This window comes from Aggregatimonas sangjinii (assembly GCF_005943945.1).
GTDB classification, from domain to species: Bacteria; Bacteroidota; Bacteroidia; order Flavobacteriales; family Flavobacteriaceae; genus Pelagihabitans; species Pelagihabitans sangjinii.
Genome location: NZ_CP040710.1, coordinates 4,556,335 through 4,572,603, shown reverse-complemented (window position 1 = coordinate 4,572,603; position 16,269 = coordinate 4,556,335). Strand labels below are relative to the sequence as shown.

Annotated in this window: 14 protein-coding genes; 6 read left to right on the top strand and 8 right to left on the bottom strand. The window is 41.7% G+C overall.

Features of this window, described 5'->3' with window-relative positions; translation table 11 throughout:
- Positions 1 to 27 precede the first annotated feature (27 nt).
- Together gdhA and FGM00_RS19070 are read right to left on the bottom strand one after the other, a co-directional pair.
- Positions 28 to 1,371, bottom strand: a complete 1,344-nt coding sequence (gene gdhA, locus FGM00_RS19075; protein WP_138854451.1) for an NADP-specific glutamate dehydrogenase — start codon at positions 1,369 to 1,371, stop codon at positions 28 to 30.
- 125 nt (positions 1,372 to 1,496) lie between these two features.
- On the bottom strand, positions 1,497 to 2,651 hold the full coding sequence (locus FGM00_RS19070) for a cystathionine gamma-synthase (protein ID WP_138854450.1): 1,155 nt from the start codon (positions 2,649 to 2,651) through the stop codon (positions 1,497 to 1,499).
- An 88-nt stretch (positions 2,652 to 2,739) separates the two neighbouring features.
- Between FGM00_RS19070 and FGM00_RS19065 the strand changes: the two genes are divergently transcribed.
- The gene (locus FGM00_RS19065) at positions 2,740 to 3,504 is read left to right on the top strand and encodes a DUF3298 and DUF4163 domain-containing protein (RefSeq protein WP_138854449.1); all 765 of its coding nucleotides are present in this window, start codon (positions 2,740 to 2,742) and stop codon (positions 3,502 to 3,504) included.
- A gap of 5 nt (positions 3,505 to 3,509) precedes the next feature.
- On the opposite strand, the gene FGM00_RS19060 is transcribed toward FGM00_RS19065, so the two are convergent.
- Positions 3,510 to 3,971, bottom strand: a complete 462-nt coding sequence (locus FGM00_RS19060) for a DinB family protein (protein WP_138854448.1) — start codon at positions 3,969 to 3,971, stop codon at positions 3,510 to 3,512.
- Positions 3,972 to 4,232: 261 nt separating this feature from the next.
- Between FGM00_RS19060 and FGM00_RS19055 the strand changes: the two genes are divergently transcribed.
- Complete coding sequence (locus FGM00_RS19055) at positions 4,233 to 4,583, top strand: arsenate reductase family protein (protein ID WP_138854447.1); 351 nt, start codon at positions 4,233 to 4,235, stop codon at positions 4,581 to 4,583.
- A complete protein-coding gene (locus FGM00_RS19050) occupies positions 4,580 to 5,473 on the top strand; it encodes a DMT family transporter (RefSeq protein WP_138854446.1) in 894 nt (297 codons plus the stop codon). The genes FGM00_RS19055 and FGM00_RS19050 overlap by 4 nt, the downstream gene beginning before the upstream one ends.
- A gap of 82 nt (positions 5,474 to 5,555) precedes the next feature.
- Here FGM00_RS19050 and FGM00_RS19045 read toward each other — a convergent pair whose 3' ends face one another.
- The 3 genes from FGM00_RS19045 to FGM00_RS19035 all read right to left on the bottom strand — a co-directional run bounded on the left by FGM00_RS19045 (position 5,556) and on the right by FGM00_RS19035 (position 10,849).
- The gene (locus FGM00_RS19045) at positions 5,556 to 7,385 is read right to left on the bottom strand and encodes a PLP-dependent transferase (RefSeq protein ID WP_138854445.1); all 1,830 of its coding nucleotides are present in this window, start codon (positions 7,383 to 7,385) and stop codon (positions 5,556 to 5,558) included.
- 81 nt (positions 7,386 to 7,466) lie between these two features.
- Positions 7,467 to 8,645 (bottom strand): MvaI/BcnI restriction endonuclease family protein, encoded by a 1,179-nt coding sequence (locus tag FGM00_RS19040; RefSeq protein WP_138854444.1) that lies wholly within the window; start codon positions 8,643 to 8,645, stop codon positions 7,467 to 7,469.
- Positions 8,642 to 10,849, bottom strand: a complete 2,208-nt coding sequence (locus tag FGM00_RS19035; protein WP_138854443.1) for a DNA cytosine methyltransferase — start codon at positions 10,847 to 10,849, stop codon at positions 8,642 to 8,644. The genes FGM00_RS19040 and FGM00_RS19035 overlap by 4 nt, the downstream gene beginning before the upstream one ends.
- 252 nt (positions 10,850 to 11,101) lie before the next feature.
- Here FGM00_RS19035 and FGM00_RS19030 point away from each other — a divergent pair, with 252 nt between their 5' ends.
- Positions 11,102 to 12,076 (top strand): NAD(P)H-dependent flavin oxidoreductase, encoded by a 975-nt coding sequence (locus tag FGM00_RS19030; RefSeq protein WP_138854442.1) that lies wholly within the window; start codon positions 11,102 to 11,104, stop codon positions 12,074 to 12,076.
- A 99-nt stretch (positions 12,077 to 12,175) separates the two neighbouring features.
- Here the strand turns inward: FGM00_RS19030 and FGM00_RS19025 are convergent, their stop codons facing one another.
- Complete coding sequence (locus tag FGM00_RS19025; protein WP_138854441.1) at positions 12,176 to 13,831, bottom strand: cyclic nucleotide-binding domain-containing thioredoxin-disulfide reductase; 1,656 nt, start codon at positions 13,829 to 13,831, stop codon at positions 12,176 to 12,178.
- A 3-nt stretch (positions 13,832 to 13,834) separates the two neighbouring features.
- Positions 13,835 to 14,098, bottom strand: a complete 264-nt coding sequence (locus FGM00_RS19020; protein ID WP_236263020.1) for a UBP-type zinc finger domain-containing protein — start codon at positions 14,096 to 14,098, stop codon at positions 13,835 to 13,837.
- Positions 14,099 to 14,218: 120 nt separating this feature from the next.
- On the opposite strand from FGM00_RS19020, the gene FGM00_RS19015 reads away from it, so the two are divergent.
- On the top strand, positions 14,219 to 15,235 hold the full coding sequence (locus FGM00_RS19015) for a bestrophin family protein (protein WP_138854439.1): 1,017 nt from the start codon (positions 14,219 to 14,221) through the stop codon (positions 15,233 to 15,235).
- The gene (locus FGM00_RS19010; protein ID WP_138854438.1) at positions 15,235 to 16,197 is read left to right on the top strand and encodes a YheT family hydrolase; all 963 of its coding nucleotides are present in this window, start codon (positions 15,235 to 15,237) and stop codon (positions 16,195 to 16,197) included. The genes FGM00_RS19015 and FGM00_RS19010 overlap by 1 nt, the downstream gene beginning before the upstream one ends.
- Positions 16,198 to 16,269 lie beyond the last annotated feature (72 nt).

The following is a 16,269-nucleotide window of genomic DNA, read 5'->3' as shown; positions in this document are numbered from 1 at the left end:
TATACTTCGTACGCTGCTTCTACAGACTTAAATCACCCCTTGCGCAAGCATGGCATCGGCTACTTTTACGAAACCGGCGATGTTGGCACCTTTAACGTAATTGCAGTACCCGTCTTTCTCCTTACCGTATTCGATACAGGAATCGTGAATATCTTCCATAATCCCTTTTAGACGTTCGTCTACCTCCTCGCGTGTCCAGCTGATTCTTAAAGAGTTTTGGGACATTTCCAAACCGGAAGTGGCAACGCCACCGGCATTGGAGGCTTTCCCAGGAGCGAAGAGAATCTTCTTTTTATGAAATAGATGTACCGCTTCTGCGGTGCAGGGCATGTTGGCACCCTCCGCAACACACATACAACCGTTATCCAAAAGGTTTTTGGCGTCTTCCTCATGCAATTCGTTTTGTGTGGCACAGGGCAGGGCGATATCACATTTCACATCCCATGGTGTTTTTCCTTTATGGAATTTGGCAGATGTATACTTATCTGTATATTCCGATATTCTACCTCGTTTGTTATTCTTCAAATCCATAACGAAGGCCAATTTGTCTTCATCTATGCCATCGGCATCATAAATATATCCTCCTGAATCGGAAAGGGTAACTACTTTTCCTCCTAAACGTATGACCTTCTCGGCAGCATACTGAGCCACATTTCCCGAACCGGAGATAACGACAGTCTTTCCTTCGAAATCCTCGTTCTTGGTTTGTAACATGTTCTGCGCGAAATATACGGTTCCGTAACCCGTTGCTTCCGGACGTATTTTGGATCCGCCCCACGAGAGTCCCTTCCCGGTCAATACACCGGTAAACTCGTTGCGTATTTTTTTATACATTCCGAAAAGAAAGCCGATTTCGCGCGCTCCCACACCTATATCCCCAGCGGGTACATCGGTATTCGGGCCGATATGCCGGCATAGTTCGATCATAAATGCATGACAAAAACGCATTACCTCATCATCGGATTTTCCTTTGGGGTCAAAATCCGAGCCTCCCTTTCCCCCGCCCATCGGTAGGGTTGTCAAGCTATTTTTAAACACTTGTTCGAACGCCAAGAATTTTAGAATACTGGCATTTACCGAAGGATGAAAACGCAGCCCGCCTTTGTACGGACCAATTGCGGAGTTCATTTGAATACGATAGCCCCGATTTACATGAATCTCACCATCATCATCGATCCATGCGACACGAAAAGAAAGTAATCTCTCCGGCTCCACCATACGCAAAAGTATGTTCTTGCCATTGTAGATTTTGTGTTTGGCGATATACGGGATAACCGTCTCAGCCACTTCTTGTACCGCTTGTATAAATTCAGGTTCGTGACCATTTCTGGTCCTGACCTCATCCATAAACGCATTTATTTTTGCTTCCATACACTATTCGGACTTAATTATTTTTATTGATTTCGAGATATAGCGGCAAAATTATGCTATTATTATAATTTGACCGCTATTTATTTAAAAATTTGATAAAATATCTCTTTGATACGACATCGAGCCTAAACAAGGGCCTGTTCCAAATCGGCAATCAGGTCGGCTTCGTCTTCTATGCCCACGCTTAAGCGGATCAATGCATCTACAACCCCGCTTTTTTCCCGTTCCTCCTTCGGAATACTTGCATGGGTCATACTAGCGGGGTGGCCCACCAAGCTCTCTACTCCCCCGAGCGATTCGGCCAAGGTAAACACGCGCAATTTTTCCGCAATGTTGATGGCATCCTCATAACTACCCCCTTTGGGAACGAAAGAAATCATTCCCCCAAAATCGTTCATTTGATGTTTGGCGATATCGTGGTTCGCTTGGTCTTTGAAACCGGGCCAATACACCTTTTCTATCTTTGGATGTTGTGCTAGATATTCGGCAATCGCCTTCCCGTTTTCGCAATGGCGTTGCATTCGTACATGTAGTGTCTTAATTCCCCGCAATACCAAAAAACTGTCCATAGGCCCACAAACGGCACCACTGGCATTTTGAATAAAATACAGCCTAGTGGCCAATTCTTTGTCTTTAACAACTAAGGCACCCACCACAACATCGCTATGGCCCCCTAAATATTTGGTGGCCGAATGCATTACGATATCGGCACCCAAATCCAGGGGTGTTTGCAAGTAAGGGGTTGCAAAGGTATTGTCAACCGCTAGTAGTATCTTGTGTTTCCTTGCAATTACCGAAACGGCTTCGATATCGATAATGTTCATCATGGGATTGGTAGGGGTCTCCACCCAAATCAATCGCGTTTTATCGCTTATGTATCCCTCGATTTTTTCGGCATCCTGCATCCCGATAAAGGTAAACTTGATCCCAAATTTTTCGAAAACCTGTCTGAACAATCTATAGCTACCGCCGTACAGGTCGTTGGTGGAAAGCACCTCATCGCCGGGGTTCAATAATTTTATAATGGCATCAATGGCGGCCAAACCACTTGCAAAAGCCAAGCCGTACGTACCGTTTTCGATACTTGCCAAACTTTTTTCCAAAGCGGTTCGAGTGGGGTTCGCCGAACGTGAGTATTCATATCCTTTATGGCTCCCGGGAGTCGACTGTGCGTAGGTAGAGGTTTGATATATCGGAGGCATGACCGCGCCGTATGCAGCATCCGGTTGCTGACCTCCGTGAATGGTCTTACTATTGAATTTTAACTTTTTATCATCCATATAGTATAATTAATGACACAAATGTATCGTTATCTTTGGAAGGATACAATGAACTCCCCTTGAGTTGCATTCCCAAAATCGAACTTTCATGAAATCCCAGCTAATCCGCTTATTGCTCCTTTTACTAGTTGTTGGTTGCTCCCACACCGACAAACTTACGTTCGAAAAAATTAAAATAAAGGAACAAGCTAAATTGCCGAATGGAGAACTGTGCGCAGATTGCCCACAAGTAACGATAACCATACCTAAGGCGGTCGAGAACTCTAAAATCGCCACGACCATCGATACCGCCCTAGAAGAGGAAATAATCTCCTTGTTACTTTTTGATGACGAACTTACCGTCAACAATTTGAATGATGCCATCCAATCGTTTAACAATGGCTATCAAGAAATGAAGACCATGTTCGAAGACGAATCCCCTGGCTGGGAAGCGAAAGTAGATGGAGACCTCATCTACGAAGACGATACCTTTCTTACCATAGCATTGAATTCTTACGTTTTTACAGGCGGGGCACATGGATACACCTCCAAACGATTTTTAAACTTTGACAAGACCAAGGGAACCGAATTGGAGAATTGGGAACTCTTCGAAAGCAACGAAAAATTTGAAGCGTTCGCCGAGGCAAAATTTCGGGAACAGGAAGCCATTCCTATCGACAAGTCTATCAACTATACCGGCCTTATGTTCGAAAGGGATAGTTTTTACCTTCCGGAAAATATCGGGTTTACCCAAGAAGGAGTGCAGCTACTGTACAATCCGTATGAAGTGGCATCCTACGCCGATGGCCCTATCATATTAACGCTTCCTTTTAAAGAGGTGGCACCCTTTCTTATGGCAAAGGAAAAGTCCTGATTCCCTTAGTTTTTCAGTGCTTTTTGCAAAGCTAGGATGGCACCAAGGTGCAGTCCCTCGTGAAATATATTAAAGGTAATGGCGTCATCGATACTTTTGAGCGTAACATTGTTACTGGTCGTATATTCATTGTAGTCTTTGAACAGATCTGTGTCATAATCTTCGCGCGTCCACTCCAGGGTCGAGAACAGGAATGCGCTTACTTGTTTCATTTCGTCATCGGTGGCGGTACCATCGGGAACGGTGCCTTTCATAAACTTATCTACTAATTCCTGTGGTACCCGCATTTGCAATCCGCTAAACTTATACACCAAAATCTGTTGTGTAACTACGGTATGGGCGATATTCCACCAAATGTTGTTCCGATAACCATCCGGAATCCTCAATAATTCCTCTTTGGGTGTATTCTCAAGGATTTTGTACAGTATTTTACGGTTTTGCAGGGTCACTTCGAAGGGGTAGTGCATAGTAATTGATTCTTATTTAAGTTTTGATGCCTAGAGCTCTCCTTATTTTAAGGAAATCCTTTTCGGAACTGATTTTGACTTTTTGGACGGTGCTTATAATCGTTTTTTGCATCATCGGAATTTAAAAATAGTCCTTTTCAAAGGAATTGGGTTTCTTTGTATTGTAATTAATCGATTTAAGATTTCCACCACTGTCTGGTAGCTGGCCGAAACTCCGATTACTAGGGATGTACCAGCCACGGAAACAAAAAATTCCTCACGATGAAAATTTACCATCTAAGCACCTGTGACACCTGCCAACGCATCATCAAAGAAGTACAACCCACTGAGGGCTTCGAATTGCAGGATATTAAAACGGAAGCTATTACCCCATCCCAATTGGAAGAGATGAAAGCGTTGGCAGGAAGTTATGAAGCGCTGTTTAGTAAAAGGGCACGTCTCTATCGTCAACAAGGATTACACGAAAAGCAGCTGGCGGAAAGCGATTTCAAAAAACTGATTTTGGAACACTATACCTTTTTAAAACGACCGGTGATACTCGTCAAAGACCGAATCTTTATCGGGAATAGCAAAAAAGTGGTCGAGGCCGCCAAAGATGCCATCCATTCGTGAGCAGGAGAGCTTTGGCCATTCTGGCGGCCATCGGGGCGACCACCATTTATGGTCTAAACCACACGATTGCGAAAGGGGTCATGCCGAATTATGTGCAGCCTTTCGGTTTTATAATGCTCCGGGTCATCGGGGCATCGGTTTTGTTTTGGTTGGCTTCCTTTTTCGGGCCCAAGGAAAAAATCGATACAAAAGATTACCGTAGAATGCTGGTTTGTGCCGTTTTCGGTATGGGCATCAATATGTTGGCCTTTTTTAAGGGCTTAGCGTTATCCACTCCCATCAATAGTGCCGTTCTGATTACCGTTACCCCTATCATCGTCTTACTCCTTTCCGCAATTCTTATCAAGGAAAAAATCGTGCCTCGAAAAGTTTTCGGCATCGTTATCGGTCTGGCAGGTGCCCTAGGTCTGATTCTTTTTGGAAATGAAATACGCCAAGATGCCCCGAATATTGCGCTGGGAAATTTTTACATCCTATTAAACGCCGTTTTTTATGGTACGTATTTGATCATTGCCAAAACGTTGATCGAAAAATACCACCCCCTGACGTTCATGAAATGGTTGTTCACCATAGGAATAGTCATCTGCTTACCCTTTGGTTATCAGGAATTCGTGGAAATCGATTGGCCAAACCTACCTTTTGAAGCGCTTTGGAAAATTGCTTTTGTTATTCTCGGCACAACCTTTTGTACCTATCTTTTCAACATTTTTGCACTGACCCAGTTGAAGGCCTCTACGGTAAGTGCGTTTATTTATGTACAACCTTTAATAGGCATACTCTATGCGGTCGCCACTGGCCAAGACCACCTGACCACTATAAAAATTTTGGCGGCGTGTTTGGTTTTGTTAGGGGTTTATTTGGCGAGTCGGAAAGCTGTCGTGAAAAGGTGATGTATGACAAATACTTCGTTTCAATTTCCTTTCGTTGGGTTTTCGCTGTAATTTAATTTGCGGCGCATTGGCTGCAACTTGTTCAAATCTGCTCCACAAATTCCGAAAAGACCTCTTTATGCCGTTCTAAATCCATAGATGGAGAAAGGGCCACACGGGCAATATAGTCTTTATCGCCTTCCTTTGTGGTGCCTTGCGTAGACGTTGCGGGAATCGTCCAATAACATCCCTTTAGCTGCCCATAGCTGACACAATACTTGCTCTCCTCGGGAATTTCGGTAATCATCATCTGAATCAGTTTGTGATTCAACGCTCTCTTATAGGCTTCCTTTTCTACGGGCGTATCTCCCTTAGTCGGAAGATCTAACGAAAATACCGAAGGCATAAACCCTTGTTGTGCCAATTCTTCCGAAACGAAATTGATTTTGGCGGATGGTAAGCTGGCCTGAATGAAGTCTACAAACTCACGGGTGTTGGTATAGGCTTCCCGAATTCGTTGGTTCATTGAGGGCAGTTGTTCGGCCAATATTTGATATTGATGTGGTGTCGCCTCGTTGTCGCAAAGACGCAGGTGCAATGCTATCTTCCCCATTAAACCTTCGGCTTTTCTATTTCCGACCACATAGCCCGCCGTACATTGTCCACCACTGGGGAATTTAGACCCACTCGCATAGGAAATCGCCCTGCCCGTATCCAATATTTCACCCTGTCCTAAAAAGTGCAGATTTGGGCAAAACGTCTGGTCCAAAATAAAAACGGGATCAACGGCCAATTCGCCAGAGGGCGTCTTACGAACCGCATTCAATACGGACTTTAATTTCAATAAATCCGGGACCTCGACCCTTGGGTTGGTGGGGATTTCGGCTATGATATACGGAATCGCATCTTCTTTGGCAATGTCATTCAGGATGGTATCGATACTTTGTACCATATCGTTCTCGCCATCTACCAGTAAATCGACCACTTCTACATGGGGCAGACAAGTGGCAACACGTCTCGCTTGGTCATTGGTGCCACCGTAGCAGTTGGGAGGCACGATAAATTTAATGGCTTTTTCTGGGTGATGTTCCAAAGCCTCATGAACGAGCCCCATCATAATGGCGTATTGAACCGATAAGCCACTTGAACCGACCAGGGGTGGGGTGGGTGCACCGGTGATATCCGCGATTTCGGCCAAAACCGTTTTTTTAGCCGTGTCCATATCAATATCTTGAATGCTTATTGAGGCTTCCCCGGTCAGCCGTTGTAAAGCCAAAAGACAATCGGAAGGTGTCATGGCAATGGTCTCCCTTCGTCGTACGTGTTGGATTTCTTGGATATACGTCACATTCTGTGCTCCGTAGACGACCAACAGACTTCCCAATTCTCCGTACAGATTCACGGAAAAGTCGATATTTGAATTGCGGGCTACTTTTGAGATATCGTCCGGTTTAGAAATAAATATTGTACTTCCCTTGAATTCGGAAATTGCTTCTAAGCTTTCTACTTTTTTGAATTCAAAGTGATACCCGTACACTCGTTTGATTAATTCTGCATCAAAATTTTCGGGCAAATCGTTGGTATAGCAAATTTGGGTGTTGACCTGCTCCAACAGATTTTTTCGAAGGACAGCTAGAATAGGGGTCGTCTCGGATGAAAAACCAATTACGTTTTCTGCCTCCACATTGTTCAATTTGGCTATCGCCCATTCCAATACGCAGGACAGCGGATGCCCCAAGCGAATGTAATCGTAGGCCGTTGGTAACTTCTCAAGGGCCGATCGGGTGGCATTATTCGCTTTATACAGTACTTCAAACTGCTCTAAAAATTGGGTTTTTGCCAATTGTTCATCATAAATATCCAGGCGGTGGGTGGTGAGGTGCAACCATCCGTCGGGCATATTTTTTAGTACTTCTTTTATATAGTCCAGCATTTTGTTTTCTTGTGTTATTTTGCCGCTAGATACGATGGCTCGGCCTAAAATATATACAACTGTCCTCGTTGGCAGTACGGCCTAGATTAGGCTATAACTTTCGCTTGGTGGAAATAGTAATTCAATTCCCATAGGCTTAATTTTGAATAGCGGTCCTTTTTCTACAACGCGACCTCTTGAGTTTCGCTTAATTAAATGATCAAGTGTTATTATTCCTTGCTCAATCAAAAGATCAAATTGAGAAGCAATTGGCTTTTTTGTGTGCTCTACCAGTTTATATTGAAAATGTTCGCGGTCATTTATTCTGGTACTTTCGGCTTCTACCCAAAATGTTTCTTTGTGTTTTGATTTTAAACGATGGTGCAGTTTGTCCAATTTCCAAACCACAAAATCTCCAACTTCTTGTTTTTCAGAGTTTTCAATCAATTGCTTTATCTCTCCATCAATTCTTAGACTCAAACCCTGTGAATTTCTTGTAATTGCTGAAACTGTGCAATACAATTTAAAATCTTCATCACGTTGGTAACCAAAATTATCTAGAATTTCTGCTGAACTTTTAAACTTACTTAACTTCCAATCAGGAACCTGCGCAAAGAGATTTTTTCGGTTTGTTCGATTATTTCTGAAAGACTTTAACTCAATCCCTTTGTAATCTGGGTTTTTTGATGAGTTAATTTCAATTCCAAGAGCTGTCTCTAATGTTCTCCCAACTGAGGTGTCTGCATTTACCATTGAAGGAATTGGACCAGCATTTGCTATTTTCCTCAACATTGCCAAAAGCTCGAATGCAACTTCGTTTTCGGTCGTGTTAATTGCATTGATTAAATCTTGAAAAGGATTTTGAATAGAAGAATAAATTAACGACCTAACATCTAATTTTGTCAAGTTGAAAATTTGAAATCTATCATCAAAATAGGCTATTGCTATAATATCATTCGGGTCAGCAATCTTTTTTAGGTTATAAAACCAAATTCTTGGGTCTCCATTTTTTGTCGAAGGCCTATATAAAGATGCTTTAGACTTTATAATTTTAAAACCAGTATGAATTATCGTTTGTATTATTATTTTGCTTTTTGTGCCTTGATTTTGCAATTCATAATCGTGGATGTTTTCACTTTTCAAATAACTGCGAACAGAACCTGTTGCGTCCATAATGGATTTTTTTAGTCCGGTTTCAGTAGGTTCAATTAGAGTTAGAGAAACTTGATTTTTGGTCAGTAATTTTATCTTTTCTTGTTCTGCAACTGTAAGTTTTCTCAATTGATATGTTTTAAAATTTCACTTGCTACTGCTCTAGCCAATAAAGGTGGAACAGCATTTCCAACTAAGGTGTATTGTGGCACTTCTGTTTTTCTGTTATTTCCACCAGTAGACCGTTTTCCTTGAAAAACAAATGAGTCGTCAAACGATTGTAAGCGTGCCATTTCTCTAACTGTTAGAGACCTTGGCGAATTGTAGTGAATGTAATCGTCGGCAATAGTCATTATTGTAGAGCTTTGCTCATGTGGTTTTAAAACATTGTAATTTCTCTTATTTGTAGAAAGATTTAATTTTTCAAGTTCTGGTTGTGCTTTTCTATAATTACCATTTTTTAAGATTACTCCGAGTCTTTCGACAACAGTTTCGTTTTGATTGCTTGTTTTATGATTGTTAAGTATGTCGAAATATTTCTCTCCATTCTCCAGACCTTCTGAATTCTTGACGTAAAATGGTTTTTTTTGAGGTTTAAAACGTTCAATTAATCTACCTTTTTTTGACCATTCGGCAAATGATTTACCACCTTTGGAAATTGGTTTTCCATCAATTTTCCTTTTTTTTAGAAGTTTAACCATTTTCTTTGCAGTCCCATTGTATTGAGTGGAAATATCAATTTCTTCATATCGATGTGCTTCTTGGTTATTACCAATAAAATCTAAATCGTACAAGGCTTCAAAAATGGTCACTTTTTCAAATTCTGAAACTGTTGCGGGGATTTCGGAAATATATTTTTGGTCTTTGCGACAACCTATAAAAAGTACTCTTTCTCTATTTTGAGGAACTCCATAATTTGATGCGTTAGCGACAAATGGTTGTTCTATTTTATAAAGCCTAATATTTCTAAGAATAGTCTCTAATTCATTTTTTTGTGATTCGTTACAATGAGATTTTAAAATCTCTATGGATTCATCAAAAGATGTTGTGTATATTTTTAAAGCAGTGATAATATTCTCACAATGCTTTCTGTAATTGTTTGGGACTTTCAAAGCTTTAAAAGAATTCTCGATTTTTGTAATGATATTTTCAGAGCTTATCTCTGTTAAAAAGTTTGTAAAGGAATTTGCGAAATCATCACTATCGATATTGCAAAAATCCTTTTCTTTGATAATATCCCGTTTTAATTTTTCCCATTCTTTAGTTCTTGCCAAAAGGTTAAAACCGTGACGAATTGTATTAATATTCTGATCTGTCTTACTGGTTTTGTAGTCAACGATTTTTGGGGTTAGTTTTTTAAATCTATTCTCTACAAAGCCTATAAAATCAGCTTTCCCAGTTTCTTTATCTTTTTCAAGTAGTTTTTCCAGTTCAACTCTTTTTACAATACTATCAAAAAGGAAAGAATTTGATTCTGTCCGTATTTTTTTGATGAATGCATTTAGCAATGGTATTTCCTTCGTGTCAACAATGGAGTTGATTTCTTTAATAATCAATTCTTTTATTTTTCCACCTTCTTTGGTCAAAATGCCCTTTACATTCTCCATCACAAAGTATTTAGGCTGTAAAACCTTAATGACTTCTAAATAGTGAGAAAAAAGGTCGTCTTTTTTATCGAATTTTTTTCGCTTTCCTGCAAGACTAAAACTTTGACAAGGTGGTCCACCACATACAACGTCAATTTTACGTCCGTCTATTTTTTCTAATAAATTATCTAAAAAGTCAGGTTCAGTTATATCCTGTTTTAAAAACTCAGTATCCAATCCTAACTGATGATTATAACGCACAACATGAGTTAATTCACAATTTTCATTTATATCGTTGGCAACGACGAAATCGAAGAATTTATTGTTGTGTTCAGCTTGCAAAAAACCTTCACTAAAACCACCAGCTCCAGCAAATAAATCAACAAAAGTGAATGGTTTTCCATATAGTGCAACTTGCTCCTTCACAATATTTACATTGCTATTTTCTTTATAATTTTCTATGTGTTCGTTCAATACGCTTTTAACTTCGTTTTGTACAAAGATTTTTTTATTAGAGTGGTGCAAAAGTTCGTCCGCTCGTTCTCTCAGGAAATTTAAATAATGGTTTATTTCATGAGTTTCTACACTTAAACCAATCGCTTTTTGTTTGGATTTATTGAAGTTTTTTGGTTCTATTTTTTGTCCTGTAGAAACCTTAACTTGGCTTCCATTACAGTTTATTCGAAGATGAATTGGTGCATACCCTTTTTTGTCAGGTTTGTCTAAATAAAAATTAATTGTTGCCATAATTATTCACGGACGGTTTTACGTACACGGACAAATTTACGGACATTTTTTATTTTTGTTTTTAAAAATCCTTAAGTTTTTAATTATTTGTTTTTATCATCAAAATGTTTATTGAATCTTTGGTTAGGCAAATTCCTACTTTAACTCAATTACTATGCGCGCATAGCAACCTAAAAAATCCGTAGCTTTGAAAGCAGGCTTTAGAGGCCTGAATTTTTATTCCTATTTTTAGGATTCACAAAATCACCATATATGAGTACTACCCCTTCCTTTATCAAAGACCTTTCCCTACCTGCCATTGCTGCTCCCATGTTTCTTATTTCTGGACCAAAATTGGTGATAGAATGCTGTAAAAATGGAATTGTCGGTACCTTTCCGGCACTGAATCAAAGAACTAGCGAAGGTTTTGAGGAATGGCTTATCGAAATCAAATCGGAGCTAGCAGCCTACGAAAAGGAAACCGGTAAAAAACCCGCTCCCTTCGGCGTAAATCTTATTGTACATCCTACGAATCCTCGCTTAGAAGCCGATATTAGATTGTGCGTCAAACACCAAGTACCCATAATCATTACTTCCTTGGGTGCGGTCTCGATGGTGGTCGATGCCATTCATAGCTATGGCGGATTGGTTTTTCACGATATCGTTAAAAAACGACATGCCGAAAAAGCGCAGGAAGCCGGGGTAGACGGACTCATCTTGGTGGCCGCTGGAGCAGGTGGGCATGCGGGTACCATCAACCCGATGACCTTGGTCGCCGAAATCAAGAAGTTCTTTAAGAAGACCATTATCCTTTCCGGATGTATCAGTACGGGTCGCGATATCGCCTCCGCCCTGCAAATGGGTGCCGATTTGGCTTATATGGGCACACGTTTTATCAATACCGATGAAGGCAAGGCACCGGAAGAATACAAGAAAATGATCATTGATGCGGGCGCCAGTGATGTGGTCTACACGGCCGCGATTTCAGGGGTACACGCTAATTTTTTAGGAGCAAGCCTAAAAGCTGCGGGACTTACAGAAGAAGACCTTAAAAAAGACACGAAAATCGATTTTGGAAAAGAACTCGATACCGAGGCAAAGGCTTGGAAAACCATTTGGTCCGCAGGCCAAGGTTCCGCACTGATCGAAGACTCCGTTCCAGTAGCGCAATTGATTACCGCATTGAAATCGGAATTTAAGGCCGCCATCGAAGAACAAGCCCAAGTGTTGGAAACCTATCCGAAATAAGCAAAATTCCGTTCGGAAAAAGGCGGATACGATATCTCGACCAGTTTGGCCATTGAAAAGCCCGTACTGGGCATAGTGGATAGCACCTTACCTATTACCCTATACAGCAATTGTTTTCTGTGCCTTAAGTTCGCCCAAAAATTGATGCACTTGGCTTATCGCCATGGAGCCTTCTCCAACCGCCGAAGCGACCCGTTTCACCGAGCCTTTTCGAACATCACCTACCGCAAAAAATCCCGGGATGCTAGTCTCGAGCGACTGGGGCTTTCGTTTTTGAAAGATGGCACACTTGGAAAGGTCTTCTTCCTGAATGCCGGGTCCGGTGCAAATAAAGCCTTTTTCATCTGTGGCGACCAGTCCTTCCAGCCAGTCCGTACCCGGTTTGGCCCCGATAAAAGTAAAGAGGTTGGTAATCGGCTTTTCTTCCTTATCGCCTGCTTTGGTTTCTAAAATCAAGGATTCCAGATGGTGTTCCCCCTTCAATTCTTTTACTTCCGTCAACAAATGCACAAAAATATTGGGAGCCGCTTCGATGCGCTGTACCAAGTAATCGCTCATTTTCGCCCCAAGGTCATTTCCCCGTAAAATCACATGTACTTCTTTGGCATGATCGGCCAAGAAGAGTGCAGCTTGGCCAGCGGAATTGCCACCACCCACCACACCGACAATCTCATCCTTACACGAAGACGCGTTCATACCCGTAGCGGAATAATACACCCCGCTTCCTTCATACTTTTCAATGTTCTCGATGGGCAACCGACTATAATTAGCTCCTGTTGCCGCCATTAAGGCCCTGGTTTTTATTTCTTTTCCATTGGTCGCGCATAGCACAAAATGATTTCCCGTATGTGCAATACTCTTCGCCCGATGCGGGATGGAAATATTGCAGCCGAACTTTTGCGCCTGAATATAAGCCTTATGGGCAAGGTCGTTCCCTGAAATACCCGTGGGAAACCCCAAGTAGTTCTCTATCTTGGAACTCTTTCCTGCCTGACCGCCGGGTGCCGTGCTATCGATGGTAACAACTTCCAATCCTTCAGAAGCCGCATAGACGCTAGCCGCCAGACCAGCAGGTCCCGCTCCGATGACGAGCAGATCAAAGACCTTATCCTCGAAATCCATAAGCACCCCCGAATTTCTGGCTACGGAATCCAAAGAGGGATTCTTGCAGATTTTCGAGTCGTTGGTAATCAAAATGGGCAAATCGGCCTTCTCTAGATTAAAATTAAGAAGGAGCCCCTCGGCTTCCTCCGAACTATCGACATCCACAAAATTGTACCAAATATGGTTTTTGTCCATAAAATCGCGAATGGCATAGGTTTCCTTGGAATTGCCCGAACCTACTAATTTGAGGCCGCCTACATATTCAGTTAGAACGGTCTGTTGCCGCAACAAAAAGGCATTGAGAAGCAAATCGCTGATATCGCTGTGCTGTGCAATTGTCCTTCGTAATTCAAGAGGAGACAAACGCAATAGCGTAGTACCTGCCTTGGCAATGGCGTGAAACTGCGCCCCTCTATTCGAGAGCATTCCGCTATCGCCGGAAAATTCATTTTTGCCGTGTGCTACAATTACGTTATTATCGTTCGTAGGATCTTCGATGGAAATCGTTCCTTCGAGCACGACGAAAAAATCATATTGAAGGTCTCCTAAGGAAAATACACGGGTATCTTCCTTGAAAAATTCTACGGTACCCTGCTCTTTTAAGATGCCGACTTGGCGTTGGGTCAATTCCGGAAATCTGGGATCTGTCATTTTCTAATATCTAGCTATTAATTTGTGTTCGTAGCACCACATCCATTTCTCGCCGGGTTCGGCGGAAATAATCACAGGGTGGGCGTTGGCCTTGGCATGCTTGCTGGCGTGTTTGTTCGGCGAACTGTCACAACATAAGGTAATACCACAGCTTTGGCAAGTTCTTAGATGAACCCAGGTTGCGCCGATTTTAATGCATTCCGCACATTTATGGGTTTGTGGTTTCCTGATGGTCGAAATTGCCGTTAGATGTTCGCATTTTTTCATTTTCAAAGCCATGTCTAAATTTACGATAAAGATTTCAACCGGCCGTTTTGCCCAAACCTCGGATTGGCAAACTTTTGTGTATTTTTAACTTTCGTCGTTCTACTATAAAAATACTTTCAGATGTACATAAAACGCAATATTGGTTGGGGCCTGATCCTTAGATATGCATGGAAAAACCTAATTTTCTTCACCCTTTACGCTACAGGTATCTTTTGTATCTATCATTTTTTGGGGTGGTCGTTTATTCACATTCCGTTTCAACCGCTAAGCGTTATCGGTATAGCAGTCGCCTTCTATATCGGCTTTAAGAATAGTCAAAGTTATGATCGCTTTTGGGAGGGTCGTAAAATATGGGGCGGAATTGTAAATTACAGCCGTACCTGGGCAATACAAGTACTAAGTTTCGTAAGAAGTGACAATCCAGAATACGATAAAAAAATGCATACCCAAATGATTCACCGGCATATCGGGTGGATCAATGCGTTGCGCGTGCAACTGCGCCAACCAAAATCATGGGCGCTCAAAGAAAATCGTATGGTCGAAAAAGTTTTCGACAAACACGACGAACGTAATATATCTTGCAACGAGGCCCATAATTTTGTGAACAAGAGAGAGTTCATAGATTTGAAAAAAAGAGTGAACCCCGCGACGCATTTGGTCAAAAACCAAGCCTTCGATGTGTGCGATTTAAAGCAAAAGCAGATTATCGACGGGTTTCAAGAAGATCAGATGCAATCGGTTTTAGAGGAGTTCTATAACCTTCAGGGAAAGTGTGAACGAATCAAGAATACGCCATTTCCCAGGCAATATGGTTATTTCTCCAAAGTATTTACGTGGATTTTCGTATTACTCTTACCTTTTGGTTTATTGGATGTCTTTGAAGATGATTCGATGGCTTCGGTTGGAACGATAGAGGCTTGGTACGTATTTCTCATGATTCCGTTTTCCGTTCTGATTTCATGGATATTCACGACCATGGAAGTCGTTGGTGACAATAGCGAGGATCCGTTCGAGGGGCGCATCAACGATGTGCCTATGACTGCCCTTTGCAGAACCATTGAAATCGATTTACGGGATATGTTGAACGAGGAGGAGCTGCCCGAAGCGGTAACGCCAAAAGACAATATTCTTTATTGATGCCTGTTATTCCATCTACCTACAACCCTCCTTTTCTATTCAAAAAAGGCCATTTATCGACTATTTATGCCGGAATTTGGCGTAAAATATCTGATTTTGAGCAAAAACGGGAAAGAATCGATTTACCTGACGGGGACTTTTTAGACTTGGATTGGAGTATTTCGGTTTCCAGAACACAAAAGGTGGTCGTGCTTATTCACGGTCTAGAAGGCAATGCGCAACGTGCCTATATTACGGGTAGTGCCAAGGCCTTCAATCAAAACGGTTACGATGTTTGTGCCATGAATCTGCGTAGCTGTAGCGGGGTACCCAATCGACTTTACCGCTCCTATCATTCCGGAGCGACTGAAGACTTAGATGCCGTTATACAACATATACTGACCCTGGATAAGTATGCAGAAATCTATATTAAAGGATTTAGTTTGGGCGGCAATATGACCCTGAAATATTTGGGCGAAGGCAGAGAGCTTCCAGAGGAAATCAAGGCAGGTATCGGGATTTCTGTGCCCTGCAACCTGCACAGCTCCTTGAAAGAATTATTGAAATACAAGAATATTCCTTACGCCATTCGATTCAAAAAACATTTGGTGGCCAAGCTCCGGGAGAAGCAAAGACTCTTCCCCGAAAAAATCTCGGATACCGATATAAAGAATGTCATTACCCTAAAAGACTTCGATGATATCTATACCAGCAGGGCCCATGGTTTTAAGGATGCTTTGGATTATTATGAAAAATGCAGCTGTTTGCAGTTTTTACCGAATATCAAGATTCCCGCATTACTACTAAATGCAAAAAATGACTCCTTCCTAGGGCCCGAATGTTACCCATACCAGGAGGCGCATTCTAATCCCCATCTGTATTTGGAAGTTTCCGCATATGGCGGACATGTCGGCTACTTCGGTTCAAAAAATACCACGTACAGCGAAAAAAGAGCGATAAAGTTTATCGAAGAAGTGCTTTAATTTTACCTAATGCTTATATTAGAGGACTAAAACAATAGAGATGCTGAAGCGATTTCAGCCAAAAACACAGTA